Source organism: Parvimonas sp. D2, from assembly GCF_035282635.1.
Lineage (GTDB): Bacteria > Bacillota > Clostridia > Tissierellales > Peptoniphilaceae > Parvimonas.
In genome coordinates this window covers 134,403-150,483 of the sequence record NZ_JAYKBO010000002.1, presented here as the reverse complement: position 1 = coordinate 150,483, position 16,081 = coordinate 134,403, and the positions used below count along the sequence as shown (strand labels likewise).

General features: G+C 28.4%; 14 protein-coding genes. 2 read left to right on the top strand and 12 right to left on the bottom strand.

The features are described from left to right. Positions 1-62: 62 nt before the first annotated feature. The 3 genes from VJI77_RS03300 to VJI77_RS03290 all read right to left on the bottom strand — a co-directional run bounded on the left by VJI77_RS03300 (position 63) and on the right by VJI77_RS03290 (position 3,420). A complete protein-coding gene (locus VJI77_RS03300) occupies positions 63-953 on the bottom strand; it encodes a CPBP family intramembrane glutamic endopeptidase (RefSeq protein ID WP_323988262.1) in 891 nt (296 codons plus the stop codon). 31 nt (positions 954-984) lie between these two features. Beyond that, on the bottom strand, positions 985-1,593 hold the full coding sequence (locus tag VJI77_RS03295; RefSeq protein ID WP_323988260.1) for a CPBP family intramembrane glutamic endopeptidase: 609 nt from the start codon (positions 1,591-1,593) through the stop codon (positions 985-987). A 429-nt stretch (positions 1,594-2,022) separates the two neighbouring features. Further along, a complete protein-coding gene (locus VJI77_RS03290) occupies positions 2,023-3,420 on the bottom strand; it encodes a L,D-transpeptidase family protein (RefSeq protein WP_323988259.1) in 1,398 nt (465 codons plus the stop codon). Between the two features lie 227 nt (positions 3,421-3,647). Between VJI77_RS03290 and VJI77_RS03285 the strand changes: the two genes are divergently transcribed. Further along, a complete protein-coding gene (locus tag VJI77_RS03285; protein ID WP_009354535.1) occupies positions 3,648-4,454 on the top strand; it encodes a pyruvate, water dikinase regulatory protein in 807 nt (268 codons plus the stop codon). Between the two features lie 13 nt (positions 4,455-4,467). Further along, the gene (gene ppdK / locus VJI77_RS03280; RefSeq protein ID WP_323988257.1) at positions 4,468-7,092 is read left to right on the top strand and encodes a pyruvate, phosphate dikinase; all 2,625 of its coding nucleotides are present in this window, start codon (positions 4,468-4,470) and stop codon (positions 7,090-7,092) included. A 78-nt stretch (positions 7,093-7,170) separates the two neighbouring features. Here ppdK and VJI77_RS03275 read toward each other — a convergent pair whose 3' ends face one another. From VJI77_RS03275 to VJI77_RS03235, 9 genes are all read right to left on the bottom strand, one after another. Beyond that, positions 7,171-7,491 (bottom strand): TfoX/Sxy family protein, encoded by a 321-nt coding sequence (locus tag VJI77_RS03275; RefSeq protein WP_323988256.1) that lies wholly within the window; start codon positions 7,489-7,491, stop codon positions 7,171-7,173. Between the two features lie 116 nt (positions 7,492-7,607). Continuing rightward, a complete protein-coding gene (locus VJI77_RS03270; protein WP_323988254.1) occupies positions 7,608-8,528 on the bottom strand; it encodes a pseudouridine-5'-phosphate glycosidase in 921 nt (306 codons plus the stop codon). After that, positions 8,500-9,618 (bottom strand): carbohydrate kinase, encoded by a 1,119-nt coding sequence (locus VJI77_RS03265; RefSeq protein WP_323988253.1) that lies wholly within the window; start codon positions 9,616-9,618, stop codon positions 8,500-8,502. The genes VJI77_RS03270 and VJI77_RS03265 overlap by 29 nt, the downstream gene beginning before the upstream one ends. 1,047 nt (positions 9,619-10,665) lie before the next feature. Further along, positions 10,666-10,845: a 30S ribosomal protein S21 gene (gene rpsU, locus VJI77_RS03260; RefSeq protein ID WP_004832359.1), complete on the bottom strand. Its 180-nt coding sequence runs from the start codon at positions 10,843-10,845 to the stop codon at positions 10,666-10,668. Between the two features lie 145 nt (positions 10,846-10,990). Further along, on the bottom strand, positions 10,991-11,332 hold the full coding sequence (locus tag VJI77_RS03255; protein ID WP_323988252.1) for a histidine triad nucleotide-binding protein: 342 nt from the start codon (positions 11,330-11,332) through the stop codon (positions 10,991-10,993). A gap of 172 nt (positions 11,333-11,504) precedes the next feature. Continuing rightward, a complete protein-coding gene (locus VJI77_RS03250; RefSeq protein ID WP_323988249.1) occupies positions 11,505-12,017 on the bottom strand; it encodes a cysteine hydrolase family protein in 513 nt (170 codons plus the stop codon). Between the two features lie 67 nt (positions 12,018-12,084). After that, positions 12,085-13,416, bottom strand: coding sequence for an MATE family efflux transporter (locus VJI77_RS03245; protein WP_323988248.1), 1,332 nt, complete (start codon positions 13,414-13,416; stop codon positions 12,085-12,087). Further along, on the bottom strand, positions 13,406-15,499 hold the full coding sequence (gene topA / locus VJI77_RS03240; protein WP_323988247.1) for a type I DNA topoisomerase: 2,094 nt from the start codon (positions 15,497-15,499) through the stop codon (positions 13,406-13,408). The genes VJI77_RS03245 and topA overlap by 11 nt, the downstream gene beginning before the upstream one ends. A gap of 10 nt (positions 15,500-15,509) precedes the next feature. Further along, entirely contained in the window at positions 15,510-15,953 is a 444-nt protein-coding gene (locus VJI77_RS03235; RefSeq protein ID WP_323988246.1) for a GNAT family N-acetyltransferase, read from the bottom strand. Positions 15,954-16,081 lie beyond the last annotated feature (128 nt).

The following is a 16,081-nucleotide window of genomic DNA, read 5'->3' as shown; positions in this document are numbered from 1 at the left end:
CAAAAAAAGTTTAGTATTTAAGAAAAAATTATTTTATCTTAAAAGCTAAACTTTATTAATTGTTAATTTAAAACTACTCCTTCTTTATTTTTCTTTGATTTCCAAAGATATAATGCCAAACAACAAATTGTCATCAAAACAGATGATAAGATTGTTCCCTCTAGTCCAAATGTTGGATTATAAGCAAAACTTCCTTTTACTGAACCTCCAATTTTAAAAATTGAATATGGAACATTATTTCCACTATTTGGTAATCCAAGTAATATGCTTTGAGTAAAATTCCACATTGCATGCAATCCCATTGCCATCCATAAACTGTCAAAATAATATATAATCATGGATGCGAAAACTCCAAAAATAAATATACAGTAAAATGGCAAAATAGACATTCCATTATTGAACAAATGTAAAGCTGCAAAGAATAATGAATTGAATATGATAACAAAAGCTGGACAGTTAGTAGATTTTAATAATCTTTGATACATAAAGCCTCTGCATAAAAGCTCTTCCGCCGAAGATTGAACAAAAACAGCAAATAGCAAGCCAATTGCAGGAAACATTTCAAACAGACTAAATCGTAAAGGAAAATCTCCATTTATCATAGCAATTAAAGCGCAAAATCCATTTAACACAAAGCCTAATAATAATCCTAAAAATAAATATGCTATAGTATTTCCTTTAGTCTTAGTTGTTATTTTATCGATTATATAATGATTGCTCTTAAAAACGAACAATACAAAAAGAACTCCAAACCATATATAAATGGATAGAATATACATAATAAATGTATAACTAAATTCATTAGCTTTGAACAATCCAGATGTAAATAATAGTCTAAGTAATCTAGGTGTAATCCATCCTCCAACAATTTGAGTAATATATATAATTGCATAACTTATTATACAAATCCACAAGACATTATCATACCACTTTTTTTCCTGTATATTTTCCATTGTTTTTTAACTCCTCCTATAAATTATACTATTATACTAAAAAAGCATAACAGATACCCGAAACAGTATTGAAAAATGCATGCATTCCCCAACCTAGTAATATTGAGCCTCCAGCTTTTCTTTCGTTTATGTAACCAATTATCCAACCAATCATTCCTGTAAACAATGTTATTATAATGCTTTTTAAAATTCCAACAACAGAGAAAAACAAAATTCCGTGAATACAACCAAATAATAGTGCTTGAATTAGATTCCCTACTGTAAATCCAAATTTATTTCCAATTCTTTTTAAAAGAAAACCTCTAAATAATATTTCTTCAGGAAAAGAAGTGTTAAAAAATGCATAAACTAATATTGAAGGCAAAGCCTTAATTCCTAATCCTGTATACTCAGAATATGCAACATTCACATTTTTAAGTATATAGAAGATAAACACTGAGAAAATTGAAACTAAAACTATTACCATAAGAATCCATGTAAAAAGTTTATTTTCTTTTAAATTTTTTACTTTCTTTAATCCAATCCATTCAAAAAAACTCATCTTTTTTCTTGAAGTAACTAACCACCATAAAAATGGTATTAGTGAAAATGCAATAATTTGAATAATACTGTTAGTCAATTTTTTTATTAGCAAATCCATAACTAAATCTCCCTTCTATTTATTCTTACACTATAATATATAATATAATTAAAGTAAAAAGTCAACAGTCAAATATTAGTAATTTTGATTATATAAAAAGAAAATGGCTCAATAGGACCTAAAAACATAATTTCTTAATAAAAAAGCTTTAGGAAATCTCATACTTTTGCTTTAGCAAAAGTAAATGTATCGAAAATACATCAAAAATATTTTTAGAATTTCTTTCAGAAATACTATTGCTTGTAAACAAGCAATAGTTGAGATATTTCGGCTACGCTCAAGATGACGGATAAGGAAGTTCCTTTGTTAGATAGCTTACCGTTACTAGCAAATCAGCTTACGATTTATTTTTAAAAATTATAATAAACAAAAAAAGTTTAGTAACTAAAACTGAAAAAATCAGCCTTAATCACTAAACTAAATTCATTTCTAATTACTCTTATAAATTATAACTGGAGTATTTATTTCAACATTATCGTAAATTTGTTTTACTTTTTCTAGCGGAGTATTTATACAACCATAACTTCCCGATGTCTTATATATTTCTCCTCCGAATTTTCCGTTTCTCCATGTAGCATCGTGAATTCCTACACCTTTCCAATTTATTGGCATCCAGTAATCAACATGTGCAACATAATCATATCCTTGTGGAGAAAGACCTTTAAGATTTCTGTCTTTTTCTCTACTCCAAACTTTCATTACACCTACAGGTGTTTCAACGTTTTTGCTTAAATCCCCAGTAACTATATCAGTATCTAAAAGAAGTTTCCCCTCTTTGTAAAACCACATATGTTGTCTAGTAAGGTCAATTTCAATGTAAGTTTTACCTATATCATCCTCTTTATCATAATATAATCCTTGGTGCAAGAAAACTGGATCAATTGTATCAGATTCAAATTTTAATAGTTTTTCAACTAAAACATCTTTAGTCTTATTAACATCAATTTGCCAACCATATATTCCATCTTTTCCAGGAATCACAACTTCTCCCTTTCCAGTAGTTTGGAATTTTCTATCCATTCCAAAAGTATCATATTTAATTGCAAGTCTTCTTACATAATCTCTTGCCTTTTGTTCATCAGGTTTCAATTCTCCATCTACAAAAGTAAAAATATTTGCTAAAATTTCACCATCTAATACTTCTTTATTTGAACCGATATTAATTTCATATTTTAACTTTGAAATTTTTTCATATTTTGAAAGAGCATCTTGTAAAGATTTATCATCTTTTTTAAGTTTTGGTTGTTCAGAAATAGTATTCATATCAATACTTTCTTTTCTCTCAGAGAGAGCAAGTAAAATGGCTTCTTTCAATTTTTCTTTTGTTGTATAAGTTCCCATAACTTCATCTTGAATACTATACTTGCCATCTTTATATACTATCTTAGCATCTTCTGGATGTTTCATACCCTTTAAAATTAAAGTATTTTGTAAAAATTCTTCAAACTTATCATTATCATAACTTATATTTACTTCCAATTTAAAATCACGACTTGTGAAAAATGCCATAGGCCAAGTGAATTGATTTTGTAAAATTTTCTTATCCGCTAAATATTCTTCCTTATAATTTATCTTTTCAGGTTTAAAAAAATCACTCTTTCCATCAGAACGATTTAACTTAATAGAAACATCTGTCCAGTCTTTATTAAAAACATCATCAATCATTACATAACTTACATCATTACCATTTATTTTAGTGTTAGGCAGAGCAATAAAAGAAAATATTATAACACCTAATAAATAAATTGATAAAATTAACGCTCCGACAAATATACATATCTTTTTAGCTAATTTTTTTCCTGAATTTACTTTTTTGGTATCTTCCATCAAAAAATACACCTCCATTTTTACGAAAATATCTAATTAATAATCTATTATATACCATAAAACTTGTTATTATAATCATTTCAAATAATTGGATTAATATATCAAAAGAATTATTAATCAATATTATCTTCTAATTTTATCATATTTAATTTTAAAAGTAAAATCATTAAAAAACTTGTATTTCCTTAGTTAAAAGTTTATAATATATTTAGTAAGGAGGAAGATAAATGCTTAACATTTTTTTAATTTCCGACTCTACGGGAGAAACAGCGGAGCAACTTGCACGTGCCGCTCTTGCTCAGTTTAACAACATTGAGTATTCTCTTGAACGATTTTCTCATATAAGAGAATTTTCGGATCTTTCTGAGATACTAAACAAATGTAAAGAAACTGAGAATTCTATTTTATTTTATTCTTTGGTTGACGCTCCACTTTTGGATTATGTTAAAAAGTTTTCAGAATTACATTCTATAACAAATGTAGATTTACTTTCTGCGTCCATTTTAGCAATCCAAAGAGTGAGTAACATCGCTCCGGGAAATAATCCGGGTGCTCTTAGAAAACTGAATGAAGAATATTTTAAAAGAATTGACTCTATTGAATTTGCAGTTCGTTATGACGATGGAAAAGACCCAAGAGGAGTTTTGATTGCAGATCTTGTAATAATTGGAATTTCTCGTACATCCAAAACACCGTTGTCAATGTATCTTGCAAATAAAAATATTAGAGTTGCAAATATTCCTCTGGTACCAGAAACACCTGTACCTGAAGAATTATTCCAAGTTTCGCCTAAAAAAGTTATAGGTCTAACTAATACACCCGAAAAGTTGGAAAGCATAAGAAAGGAAAGACTGAAATCTTTAGGTCTCCCTGATAATAGTATTTATTCAAATTCAAATAGAATACTTGAAGAACTTGAATATTCTAGCCGAATAATGAAAAAAATAGGCTGTCCTGTAATAGATGTATCAGCAAAAGCTATCGAAGAAACAGCTGACATTATCTTAAAACATCTATTAAAAATTAATAAGTAATTGGAGGAAAAAAATGAGCAAATTTGTTTACAATTTTGATGAAGGCAATAAAGATATGAGAGCTTTATTGGGCGGTAAAGGTGCCAACCTTGCCGAAATGACTAACATTGGACTAAATGTTCCTTTTGGTTTTACTATTACTACAGAAGCTTGTAATAATTTTTACAAAAATGATGAAAAAATTTCTGAAAGTCTAATTGAAGAAATTAAAACTCATATTAAAGACTGTGAAAGCAAGCTACAAAAAAGTTTTTCAAGTACAGAAAATCCTCTATTATTTTCTGTAAGAAGTGGTGCCGTTATATCAATGCCTGGTATGATGGATACTATTCTTAACTTAGGTCTTAACGATAAATCAGTTATCGGTCTTGCAAATTCTACAAACAATGAAAGATTTGCATTTGACAGCTACAGAAGATTTATCCAAATGTTCAGTGACGTTGCTATGGAAATTCCAAAAATTTACTTTGAAAATGAACTTGACAGAATCAAGGAAGAAAAAAATGTAAAAATGGATACTGAATTAACTGCTGAAGATTTAAAAATTTTAGTTGAAAAATTTAAGAAAATTTTTAAACAAGAAACAGGCAAAGAATTTCCACAAGATCCAATTGATCAATTAATCATAGCTATTAAAGCAGTTTTCAAATCTTGGATGAATCCTAGAGCTATCGTTTATAGAAAATTAAACGGTATTGACGATTCACTAGGAACTGCTGTAAATGTTCAAGCAATGGTATTTGGTAATATGGGTAACACAAGTGGTACTGGTGTAGCTTTCTCTCGTAACCCAAGTACTGGAGAAAATAAATTATTCGGAGAATTTTTAATGAATGCACAAGGCGAAGACGTTGTTGCAGGTATTAGAACTCCTGAATCAATTGAAAAGCTAAAAGAAATTATGCCAGAAGTTTATGATGAATTCTTAAGAATTGCAAAAACTTTAGAAAAACATTACAAAGATATGCAAGACTTGGAATTTACTATTGAAAAAGGTAAATTATACTTATTACAAACAAGAAATGGAAAAAGAACTACAGATGCTGCAATCAATGTAGCAGTAGATTTAGTTAATGAAGGATTGATTTCTAAAGAAGAAGCTATTTTAAGAGTTGAACCAAAGAGTTTAGACCAACTTCTTCACCCTATATTCAATGCTGAAATGGTGAAAAACACACCTATATTAGCAAGAGGACTAGCCGCTTCTCCTGGAGCTGCAAGTGGTAAAGTTTATTTCCACTCAAAAGATATAGTTGATGCAGTTAAAGCAGGAGAAAAAGTAATCTTAGTTCGTCAAGAAACTTCTCCTGAAGACATCGAAGGAATGGTTGAAGCTGAAGGTATCTTGACTGCAAGAGGTGGTATGACTTCTCATGCTGCAGTAGTTGCAAGAGGTATGGGTAAATGTTGTATCGCTGGAGCAAGTGAAATCAAGGTTGATGAAATCGAAAGAGTTATAAAAACTCAAAACGAAGTTATCAAAGAAGGAGATGTAATTTCTCTTGATGGAACAACAGGAATTATTTACAAAGGAGCAATTGAAAAATTAAATCCACAATTAACTGGAAACTTTAAAATCTTTATGGATTGGGTAAATGAAATTAAAGTTTTAGGAGTTAGAGCAAATGCAGATAACCCTAGAGATGCAAAACAAGCTGTTGAATTTGGAGCTGAAGGAATTGGACTTTGTAGAACTGAACATATGTTCTTTGACAAAGATAGAATCCCTGTTGTAAGACAAATGATTCTTTCAGAAAATACTGAACAAAGAGTTGAAGCATTAGAAAAAATCAGACCAATGCAAGAAAAAGATTTCTATGATATTTACTCTGTATTAAAAGAAAAATCAGTAACAATCAGATTGCTTGATCCACCTCTACATGAATTCTTACCTTATGAAGACGAAGATATTAAAAACTTAGCAAAGGAAATGAATATCGACGAAGCTCATCTAAGAGATGTAATTACAGATTTGGAAGAAGTAAATCCAATGCTTGGACACAGAGGTTGTAGACTAGCAGTTACTTATCCTGAAATATATAGAATGCAAGCAAAAGCCATAATAAATGCTGCAATAAAAGCACAAAAAGACTTGAATATTTCAATTACTCCTGAAATAATGATTCCATTAGTTGGAGAACTTGAAGAATTAAAATATGTTAAAAGAGAAATCGTTGAAGAAATCGAAATGACTTTAAAAGAATTAAATGAAAACATTAAGTACAAAATTGGAACAATGATTGAAATTCCTAGAGCTGCCCTACTTGCTGATGAAATCGCAACAGAAGCTGAATTCTTTAGTTATGGTACAAATGACTTAACACAAATGACATTCGGTTTTTCAAGAGATGATGCTGGAAAATTCTTAAATGAATATGAAAACAAAAAAATATTCGACTTTAATCCATTTGCAAAATTGGATCAAAAAGGTGTTGGTAAATTAGTAAAAATGTCTTTCAAACTTGGAAGAGAAACAAACCCTCATCTTCATGTAGGAATTTGTGGTGAACATGGTGGTGATCCTGATACAATTGAATTCCTAAATTCTGTAGGAATTGATTATGTATCATGTTCTCCTTTCAGAGTGCCAATCGCAAGACTTGCAGCGGCACAAGCAAAAATTAAACAAAGTAAATAAAATTTAACTAAGAGAAATAAAAAACAAAATGGATAGCGAAATGCTATCCATTTTAATTTATAACAAAATTTTTACTTTTTATTTTTTCTTTTTTACTTTAGGGAAAGGTAATTCATCATACATTGTATCAAATAAGCCTTTTAGGTACATTTTATCTTCCATATCGTCAACTAATAGCATTTCCTTTGCTCCTTCATAAGGCAATTGAAATTGTACGTCAGAAACATAGTCAATAGCTTTCTTTGTGGCTTTTACTAAAAATCTGTCATCATATATTCCACCTATAACTTTTTCTTTATAATAGATAATATATTCTCCCATCATCGCCCTATATTTTATATCTTCAAGTTCAGATAACTGTTCTAAAATATATTCTAAATATTCTTTACTTGATGCCATAATAACCTCCTAAAAAAATTACTTATTTTCTACTTAAATACTATCATTATCCATAAAAAAATGCAAATATTTATAATGTATTTAGGTATAAAAAAAGTCGGGATTCCCCGACTTTTTTATGCTAATTTTGAATATTCTATTGCTATTTTACTTGCAAGTTTTGCGTTATTGAATACTAATCTGATGTTAGCTTCTAAGCTCTTTCCATGTGTAAGTTTTTGAACTTTATCAAGTAAGAATGGTGTTGTATCTTTTCCTTTTATTCCATTTTCATCTGCTTCTTTTAAGGCATCTAAAATTGTCTTGTCAATTGCTTTCCTATCCATTGAAAATTCTTCTGGAATAGGATTTGCAATTACAACTCCACCATTAAGATTTAAATCCCATTTAGCTTTTAAAACTTTTGCAATTTCTTCTTCTGAATTTATTTTACTAACTTTAAAATCACTTTCTCTTGTGTAAAATGCTGGTAATATATTAGTTTGGTATCCATAAACAGGAACTCCCTTTGTTTCTAAATATTCCAAAGTAAGTCCCATATCTAAAATTGATTTACAACCTGCACAAATAACTGCAACATTTGTATTTCCTAGTTCTTCAAGGTCTGCTGAAATGTCCATAGTAGTTTCTGCTCCTCTATGAACTCCACCAATTCCACCAGTTGCAAAAACTTTAATTCCTGCCATTTCTGCACAAATCATTGTTGCGGCAACAGTTGTTGCTCCATTTAATTTATTAGCAACAACATAAGCTAAATCTCTTCTTGAAGTTTTTGTTACACTAAGTCCTGCTTTTCCGATTACTTCAATTTCTTCTTTTGTTAGCCCAACTTTAATTTCTCCATTTATAATAGCTATTGTAGCAGGAATTGCTCCATTTTCTCTAACAACTTTTTCAACTTCAAGTGCTGTTTCAACATTTTTAGGATAAGGCATACCATGTGATATTATTGTTGATTCCAAAGCTACAACAGGTTTATTTTCTTTAATTGCATTTTTTACTTCTTCACTAACTGTTAAATATTTTTCTAATTTCATAACTTCCTCCAAAATTTAATAGATTTTTTTCGCTTATATTTTCACTTACTGTATCCACAGATTGTGCAGTTATAAATCCTGCTATATTTCCAAGTTTTGCACATTCTAAAATATCTTTTTCATTAACAACTCCAAAGATTATTCCACTCATAGCTGCATCTCCACAACCAGAAGTATTTTCAATCTTTGGTTTTTCATTTATCCTTACAATTCCGTTCTCATTTTTGTCAGCATATAAAATTCCCTTTTCGCCCATCGAAATAAAAACTTTTTTAACCCCTTTTTTTAAAAATACATTCACAATCTTTTCTAAATCACTTTCATTTTCATAAGGAATATCAGTCAATTCTTCTGCTTCATAAATATTCGGCTTTATAAGGTAAATATATTTCAATAACTTCTTTATTTTTAAAGCTTTTTTTCTTGAAACACAATCTACAATTATCTTTGAATTAGGGCAATTTTTACAGATATATTCAAGGACATCTTCTCTTAAATTTGTATCCATAACTATATATTTATAACTCTTAATTAAATCAATAAGTTTAGAGATAAATTCAATATTGATTTCATCCAAAACTTCCATTGAAGAAATGGCAGTAAATAAATCATTGTTTTCATCCAAAATAGAAATATAATTTGACATACCTCTATTTGTTAAAAATTTACTGTTTGAAAAATCTAATCCGATTTTTTTAAGATAATCTTTGATTTCTCTTGAATAGACATCATCACCAAATACAGAAATAAATTTATTATCTATTCCCATTTTAAGTAAATTTTCAGCGATATTTTTTGCAACTCCTCCAAAAGAATATTCCAAAGTTCCAGGGTTGGAATCTTTCATATTAATTTTTTCAAAACTTTTTGCAATAAAATCAATATTACATCCACCAATAACACAAACTTCTTTTGATAAATTAGAGTTAATCACATAGGCTCTTCCGACCAAATATCCCTTTTTAATCAAATTTGAAATATGAACTGCAACTGATGATCTCTTGATATTAAGTAAATCAGCCAGTTCGTTTTGAGAAATATAAGGATTTTCTTTTATTATATCCAAAAGTTCTTGTTCTCTTTTTGTCATAGTACCTCCTTAAACAACAGTTTATTATATTATATCAAGTGTTTATATAAAAATCAATATTTTAAATAAGAAAATAAATTAAAAATAAGTTGTTAGGATATTTACTTTTAACGTCAGAATATTAAATAAAGTTTTCTCCCTTATACGTCATCTCGACCTGAGTTGATCAAAGTGAAACGGAGCGAATCTAGCACTAACTTTGATTATTTACTTGTAAATATTCAATAGTAGGTCTGACATAGTCATTGTAGTATTATCTAATACAATGACTATGGAAATCTCATAAAGTTCCGTTACGTAGAACTAGATTTATGTAGTTGATTATTCCAAAATTAAGTATTTATAAAAGTTCTTTAAAACTTATTTTTGCTTATAACAAGCAACAGCATTTATGAAAGAAATTATAAAATAATTTTTTTATGTATCTTCGATACATTTACTTTTGCTAAAGCAAAAGTATGAGATCTCTCCGTTTCGCTCTGCTCCAGTCGAGATGACGTGTTGGGAGATTCTCTTTGCAAAGTATTATGACGTGAACTTTTTTATTTTCTATAAAGATTAAAATTATTATTGTTTATTTACCTTTAACGTCTGGCTATTAAACAAAGTGTTACCCCTTATACGTCATTTCGACCGTAGTGAAACGGAGCGGAGAAATCTCATACTTTTGATTGTTTACAATCAAAAGTAAATGTATCGAAGATACATCTAATATATACGTCTCATGGTAAAAGAGCTTTAGGAGATTTCCAGAGCAAATTGTATCTAAAGATACAATTACCCCGTCAGACCTACTTTTGTTTACAAGTAAACAAAGTTAGGGCTAGATTCACTACGGTCGAGATGACGTGTTAGGGGCTTTTCCTTACTAAGTATTATGACGTGCACTTTTGTATTTTCTATAAAATTTAAAAAACGTATAAGAACCTCACCCTTCCTCAATGCTTTGCATCGGGTGGGTGCCTGAGAACCTTGTTGCTTCGCAATAAAAAAAGTCCTTTAAATAAAGGACTTTAGTTTAATTCAAAAAATTAAATTTTAAACAGCTTAGAATTTTTTCTTTTTTCTTCTTGCTGCCTCTGATTTTTTCTTTCTCTTTACACTTGGCTTTTCGTAATGTTCTCTTTTTCTATATTCTGAAAGCACTCCAGCACGTGCACATTGTCTTTTAAATCTTTTCAACGCATTATCTAAAGATTCGTTTTCGCCAACTCTGATCTCTGCCATGATATCCCCCCTCTCTTATATAGACAAACTGTCTTGAGAAATAATCATTCATATTATACAACAAAATTGATATAAATTCAAGTAAATTCACTATATTTTTTAGTATAATTAATAAAATTTATAAATTTTTATAATATATTTAATTTTAACCTGGTGGCCAATTTAAACTACGTCCTGCAAGAACGTGAAAATGTAAGTGTTTAACGGTTTGTCCACCATCATCATTACAATTATTAACTATTCTATAACCTGATTTATCAAATCCCATTTCTTTAGCAAGTTCAGAAATTTTTAGAAATATTTTCTCAACTACTTCTACATTTTCCTTATCTACAAAATTACAAGATTCTATATGTTTTTTAGGGATTACTAAAAAATGAATCGGAGCTTGAGGTGATAAATCGTTAAATGCAACTATATCATCATCTTCATAAATTTTATTAGACGGAATTTCTCCATTAACAATTTTGCAAAATATACAGTCCATTATCTCACCTCCATATAGTAAATGTATCAAAATCAAAATAGATAAGCTCTATTTTAATTATTGTCTATTATACCATATACAACCTCTATTTTCAAGAAAAAACACGATTACAATAGTATATTATTGCATATCGTGTTTTTGCGTTTTTTTGCTTAAGTAAATAATTTATTTTTTACAAAATATCAACTTGACACATCTTCATGGCTTCTAATGCTGTGTTATGACTTTGTGGAGTAACTCCCGCACAACATTTACTATCTACAATTAATTCAACTTCAGGTAAAAAGCCCTTAATCATTAAAGTATTTACAATCACACAAATATCTGTGCAAATTCCAACAAATTCTATGCTTTCAATTTTCTCTTTTTCGTTTATGCTTTTTAAATACTCAACCAAGTCGCTGGATCCAAAACCAGGTTTTTCAAAAATTTTACAGTTTTCTTTATAAATACCTTCTCTAATTTCCCAACCATCAGTCCCCTTTATACAATGTTTCAAAGGAAGTTTTCTTCCCTCTTGAGTATTTAAGTAATTATCATCATGCGTATCCATTGTATAAATAATTTCTCCGTCAAAGTTTTTAATTTTTTCCTTTAATTTAGGAATCATATTTATAGCCTCTTGAGTTCCCAACTTACCATCAACAAAATCATTTTGAACATCAATAACAACTAATATTTTCATAACCAGCCTCCAAAAGTTTTTTATAAAAAAATCTAAATATTTTAACCAAATAAATTATATACATTATTTAATCTTTTGTCAAATTATAAAATTTATCATTTACAATATATCTATAATATTTCAAAAATATTACACTCAAGATAAATTCATTCACAAATTGTGAAAATGCTACTCCAAATAGAGATAAATCAAAAACTTGTGTTAATATCAACATTAAAATAAGACTTATGATATTTACCCCTGCTGTTGTTTTTAATAAAAACATATTTTTATTCAAACCCTGTAAAGCACATTTATATATGTATGAATATGAACTACAAATATTTGCAATTAAGAAAAAAATCAAAAATTTTGTAGCAATATTTTGTACAGAAACGTCATCTGTAATAAGTTTAGGTAAATATTCTCTAAAAATAACGAATAATGCACTTCCAAAGATAAATAATACAGTTGTAATCTTAACAGAAATTTTAGGATAATCTATCAAATTTCTAATGTTTTTCTCTCCAGAACTTATGCTTATTAAACTCAAAGTCGCAGAACCATAGATATGTTTAAAAGTAAATAAAAACATAATCAAATTTGTAATTATTGAATATCCAGCAAATTCGTTATTTCCTATTCTAATAACAATCATATTGAAAATAATAACAAAAATAGTTCCGTCAAAAATTTCCTGTATCATAATAGGAAAAGCTAATTTAAAATGATTAATTCCATTTATAAAATAGCTTTTTAGTAATTCAAATTTTAAATTTAATTTATTTTTCAATACAAAAATATAAATTAAAAGATTTACAAACATTGAAAAAACAGTACTAAATCCGACCATAGTAATTCCAAATTTTGGGAAACCAAACTTTCCAAGAACGAACAAATAATCTAAACCCAAATTTAAAACTGAAGAAACAGTAGATCCTATTAAAATCCACTTTGTCATATTTGAAATTCTAAAATATGCCCCAAATGTAAATAAACATAGTTGTAATAAGACACAAAAACTCATAGGATATGAGAACAAAATCCCCTGTTCCAAAGTTTCTCCAGACAAATTATAGAATATTTTTAAAAAATATGTCTTTCCGAGCAACATCAATAATAAGAATAAAATTCCCATAAAAATATTGATAGCAAGAGATGAAAAGAATTCATAATTTAGACCTTTTTCATCTCCCTGTCCCAGTTTTTCTCCAAGTTTTGTATTTATAATTATTGCAGTCGCCCCTAAAACTCCACTTATTGTATATAATGTTGAAGAAATCAAATTTACCGCATTAAATGCAGGTGTTGAAACTCTTGCAACGATAGCAATATCGGATAACTCCAAAATATAACTTAAAATAAAATTTACCATAAGTGGAAAAGCGAATTTGTTAAGTTCTAATCTTTTATTTTTCATTTTTCTTTTTCTTTAAATCAATCTCAAAATCACAATTTTCGTCGGAACATTTTAGTGCATGTTTAAATCTGTTTTTAACTTCCACTAAGAATTTCCCACATTTATCGCATTTTTTATCAGCTATAGGCTTGTCCCAAATTGCATAATTACATTCAGGATAATTTTCACAACCGTAAAAAACTTTTCTCTTTTTGGATATTTTTTCTATTATTCTTCCACCACATTTAGGACATTTTACCCCAGTATCTTTAACTTCCTTTTTTATATAATTACAATCAGGGAAGCCACTACAACCAATAAATTTACCAAATTTTGTCTTTTTAATAACTAAATTTTTACCACATTGTGGACATTTTTCGTCAAGGACTTCATCTTTTATTTTATAATCTTCAGAATCTCCTTCAGACTTTTTCAAAAATGTTTCAAAAACGGCATAGAAATCTGAAATAACTTTTTTCCAATCCTTTTTATTTTCAGCTATTTCATCAAGTTTTTCTTCCATTTCCATAGTGAATTTTTCATTTATAATTGTTTCAAAGTTAGAAACTAAAAACTTATTTACATTTTTTCCTAAATCTGTTGGAATGATTTTTTTATTCTCAATTAGAATATAAAATCTGCTTGTCAAACTGTTTATAATACTTGCATAGGTACTTGGTCTTCCAATTCCGTTTTCTTCAAGTTTTTTAACTAAAGTAGCTTCTGTAAAATTGGCAACAGGTTTTGTAAAATGTTGACTCTTTTCTATTTTTTCAGCTTTTATTACATCTTTAGCTTCTAATTTAGGTAATGGTTCATCTTTAATATCGCTTGAAGTATATATTTTTGAAAATCCGTCAAATAAAGTGTATCTTCCATTTAATTTATAGATACAATTATTTGAATTTAAAACTATTTGTGTGCTTTCATAACTTTCAGCTTTCATTTGAGAAGCAACTGTTCTTTCCCAAATCAATTTATATAATTTATATTGATTTGCAGTTAAATAGCTTTTTATTTTTTCAGGACTTCTAAAAATACTACTAGGTCTAACACCCTCATGAGCATCTTGTGAATTCTTTTTCTTTAAATTGTACTCATTACCTTTACTTGCATAATTTTTCCCATAATTTTCGGTAATATACTCAATTGCCTCTGCAACTATTTCTGATGAAATTCTAGTTGAGTCAGTTCTCATATATGAAATTAAACCGACAGAGCCTTCTTTACCAACATTAATCCCTTCATAAAGTTGTTGAGCAATACTCATGGTCATTGAGCTTGAAAAACCTAATTTTCTTCCCGCTTCTTGTTGTAATGTACTTGTAGTAAAAGGTGGTTGTGGTTTTCTCTCTTTTTTTACCTTTTTTACATCTTCTACGATAAAATTATCTTTATCTGTTTTTTCTACAACTTTTAAAGCCTCTTTTTCATTTTTTATTTCTTTTTTTACTATTTTTTTATTTTCATATTCTCCATAATATAGTGATTTAAACTCTATATTTTGGACATTATGTATCCCTTCGATCTTCCAAAATTCTTCAGGAACAAAATTGTCTATTTCTTCTTGACGTTCACAGATAATTTTTAAAGTCGCAGATTGAACACGTCCAGCAGAAAGTCCACTCTTTATTTTTTTCCAAAGAATTGGAGATAGTTTATAACCTACAAGTCTGTCTAAAACTCTTCTGGCTTGTTGTGAATTTACTAAATTCATATCTATTTTTCTTGAATTTTTTATAGATTCTTTGATACTCTTTTTAGTAATTTCATGAAATTCTATTCTGTTATTATCATTAATATCAAGACCTAAAAGGTAGGCAATATGCCAAGAAATTGCTTCCCCCTCTCTGTCGGGGTCGGTTGCAAGATATATATTTTCTGAATTTTTGTAAAGCTCTTTTAATTCTTTAATCTTAGAAGCTTTTCCCCTTACATTTATATATTCAGGTTCAAAATTATTTTCTATATCTATCCCCATTTTACTTTTAGGTAAATCTCTTATATGTCCAACACTTGCTACAACTTTATAATTACTTCCAAGCATTTTGCTAACTGTTTTAGCCTTTGTTGGAGATTCTACTATAACTAAATTTTTATGCAAAACTAACTCCTTACACAATCTTACTCATTGAAATATGTTCTATTCCAACTTCAACAAAAATATTATCATTATCTTTAGTATAACCTAACATTTCATAAAAGGTCATTGCATGATATTGCGCTGAAAATCTAATTGTCTTCTTTTCATTTTCTTTTTTAAATTTTTTTACAGTTTCTTCCATACTTATAAATAAAAACTTTCCTACTCCCTTTCCTCTGCAAGATTTCTTTACGCAAGCTCTTCCAAAATAGACAATGTCTTTATTTATATTCATAATCCTTGCAGTTGCAAGAAGCTCATCTCCTTCAAAAACTCCAACATGAATTGTATCTTCTAAACTATCTCTGTCATCAACTTCATATTCAAGTGGAACTTTTTGTTCATCTACGAAAACTTCCTCTCGCAAAGCGAATGCCTTTCCCATTTCTTCGCTTTTTAATATTCTATATTCCATAAAAACATCTCCGTATAATCTATAAACTCTCTATATGTTATATAATTTAATTAATTTTGTCAATATATTTTTATAATTTCACAATTAAAAAAGTGTCAATTTTAAAAAATTGACACAAAAATTTAATT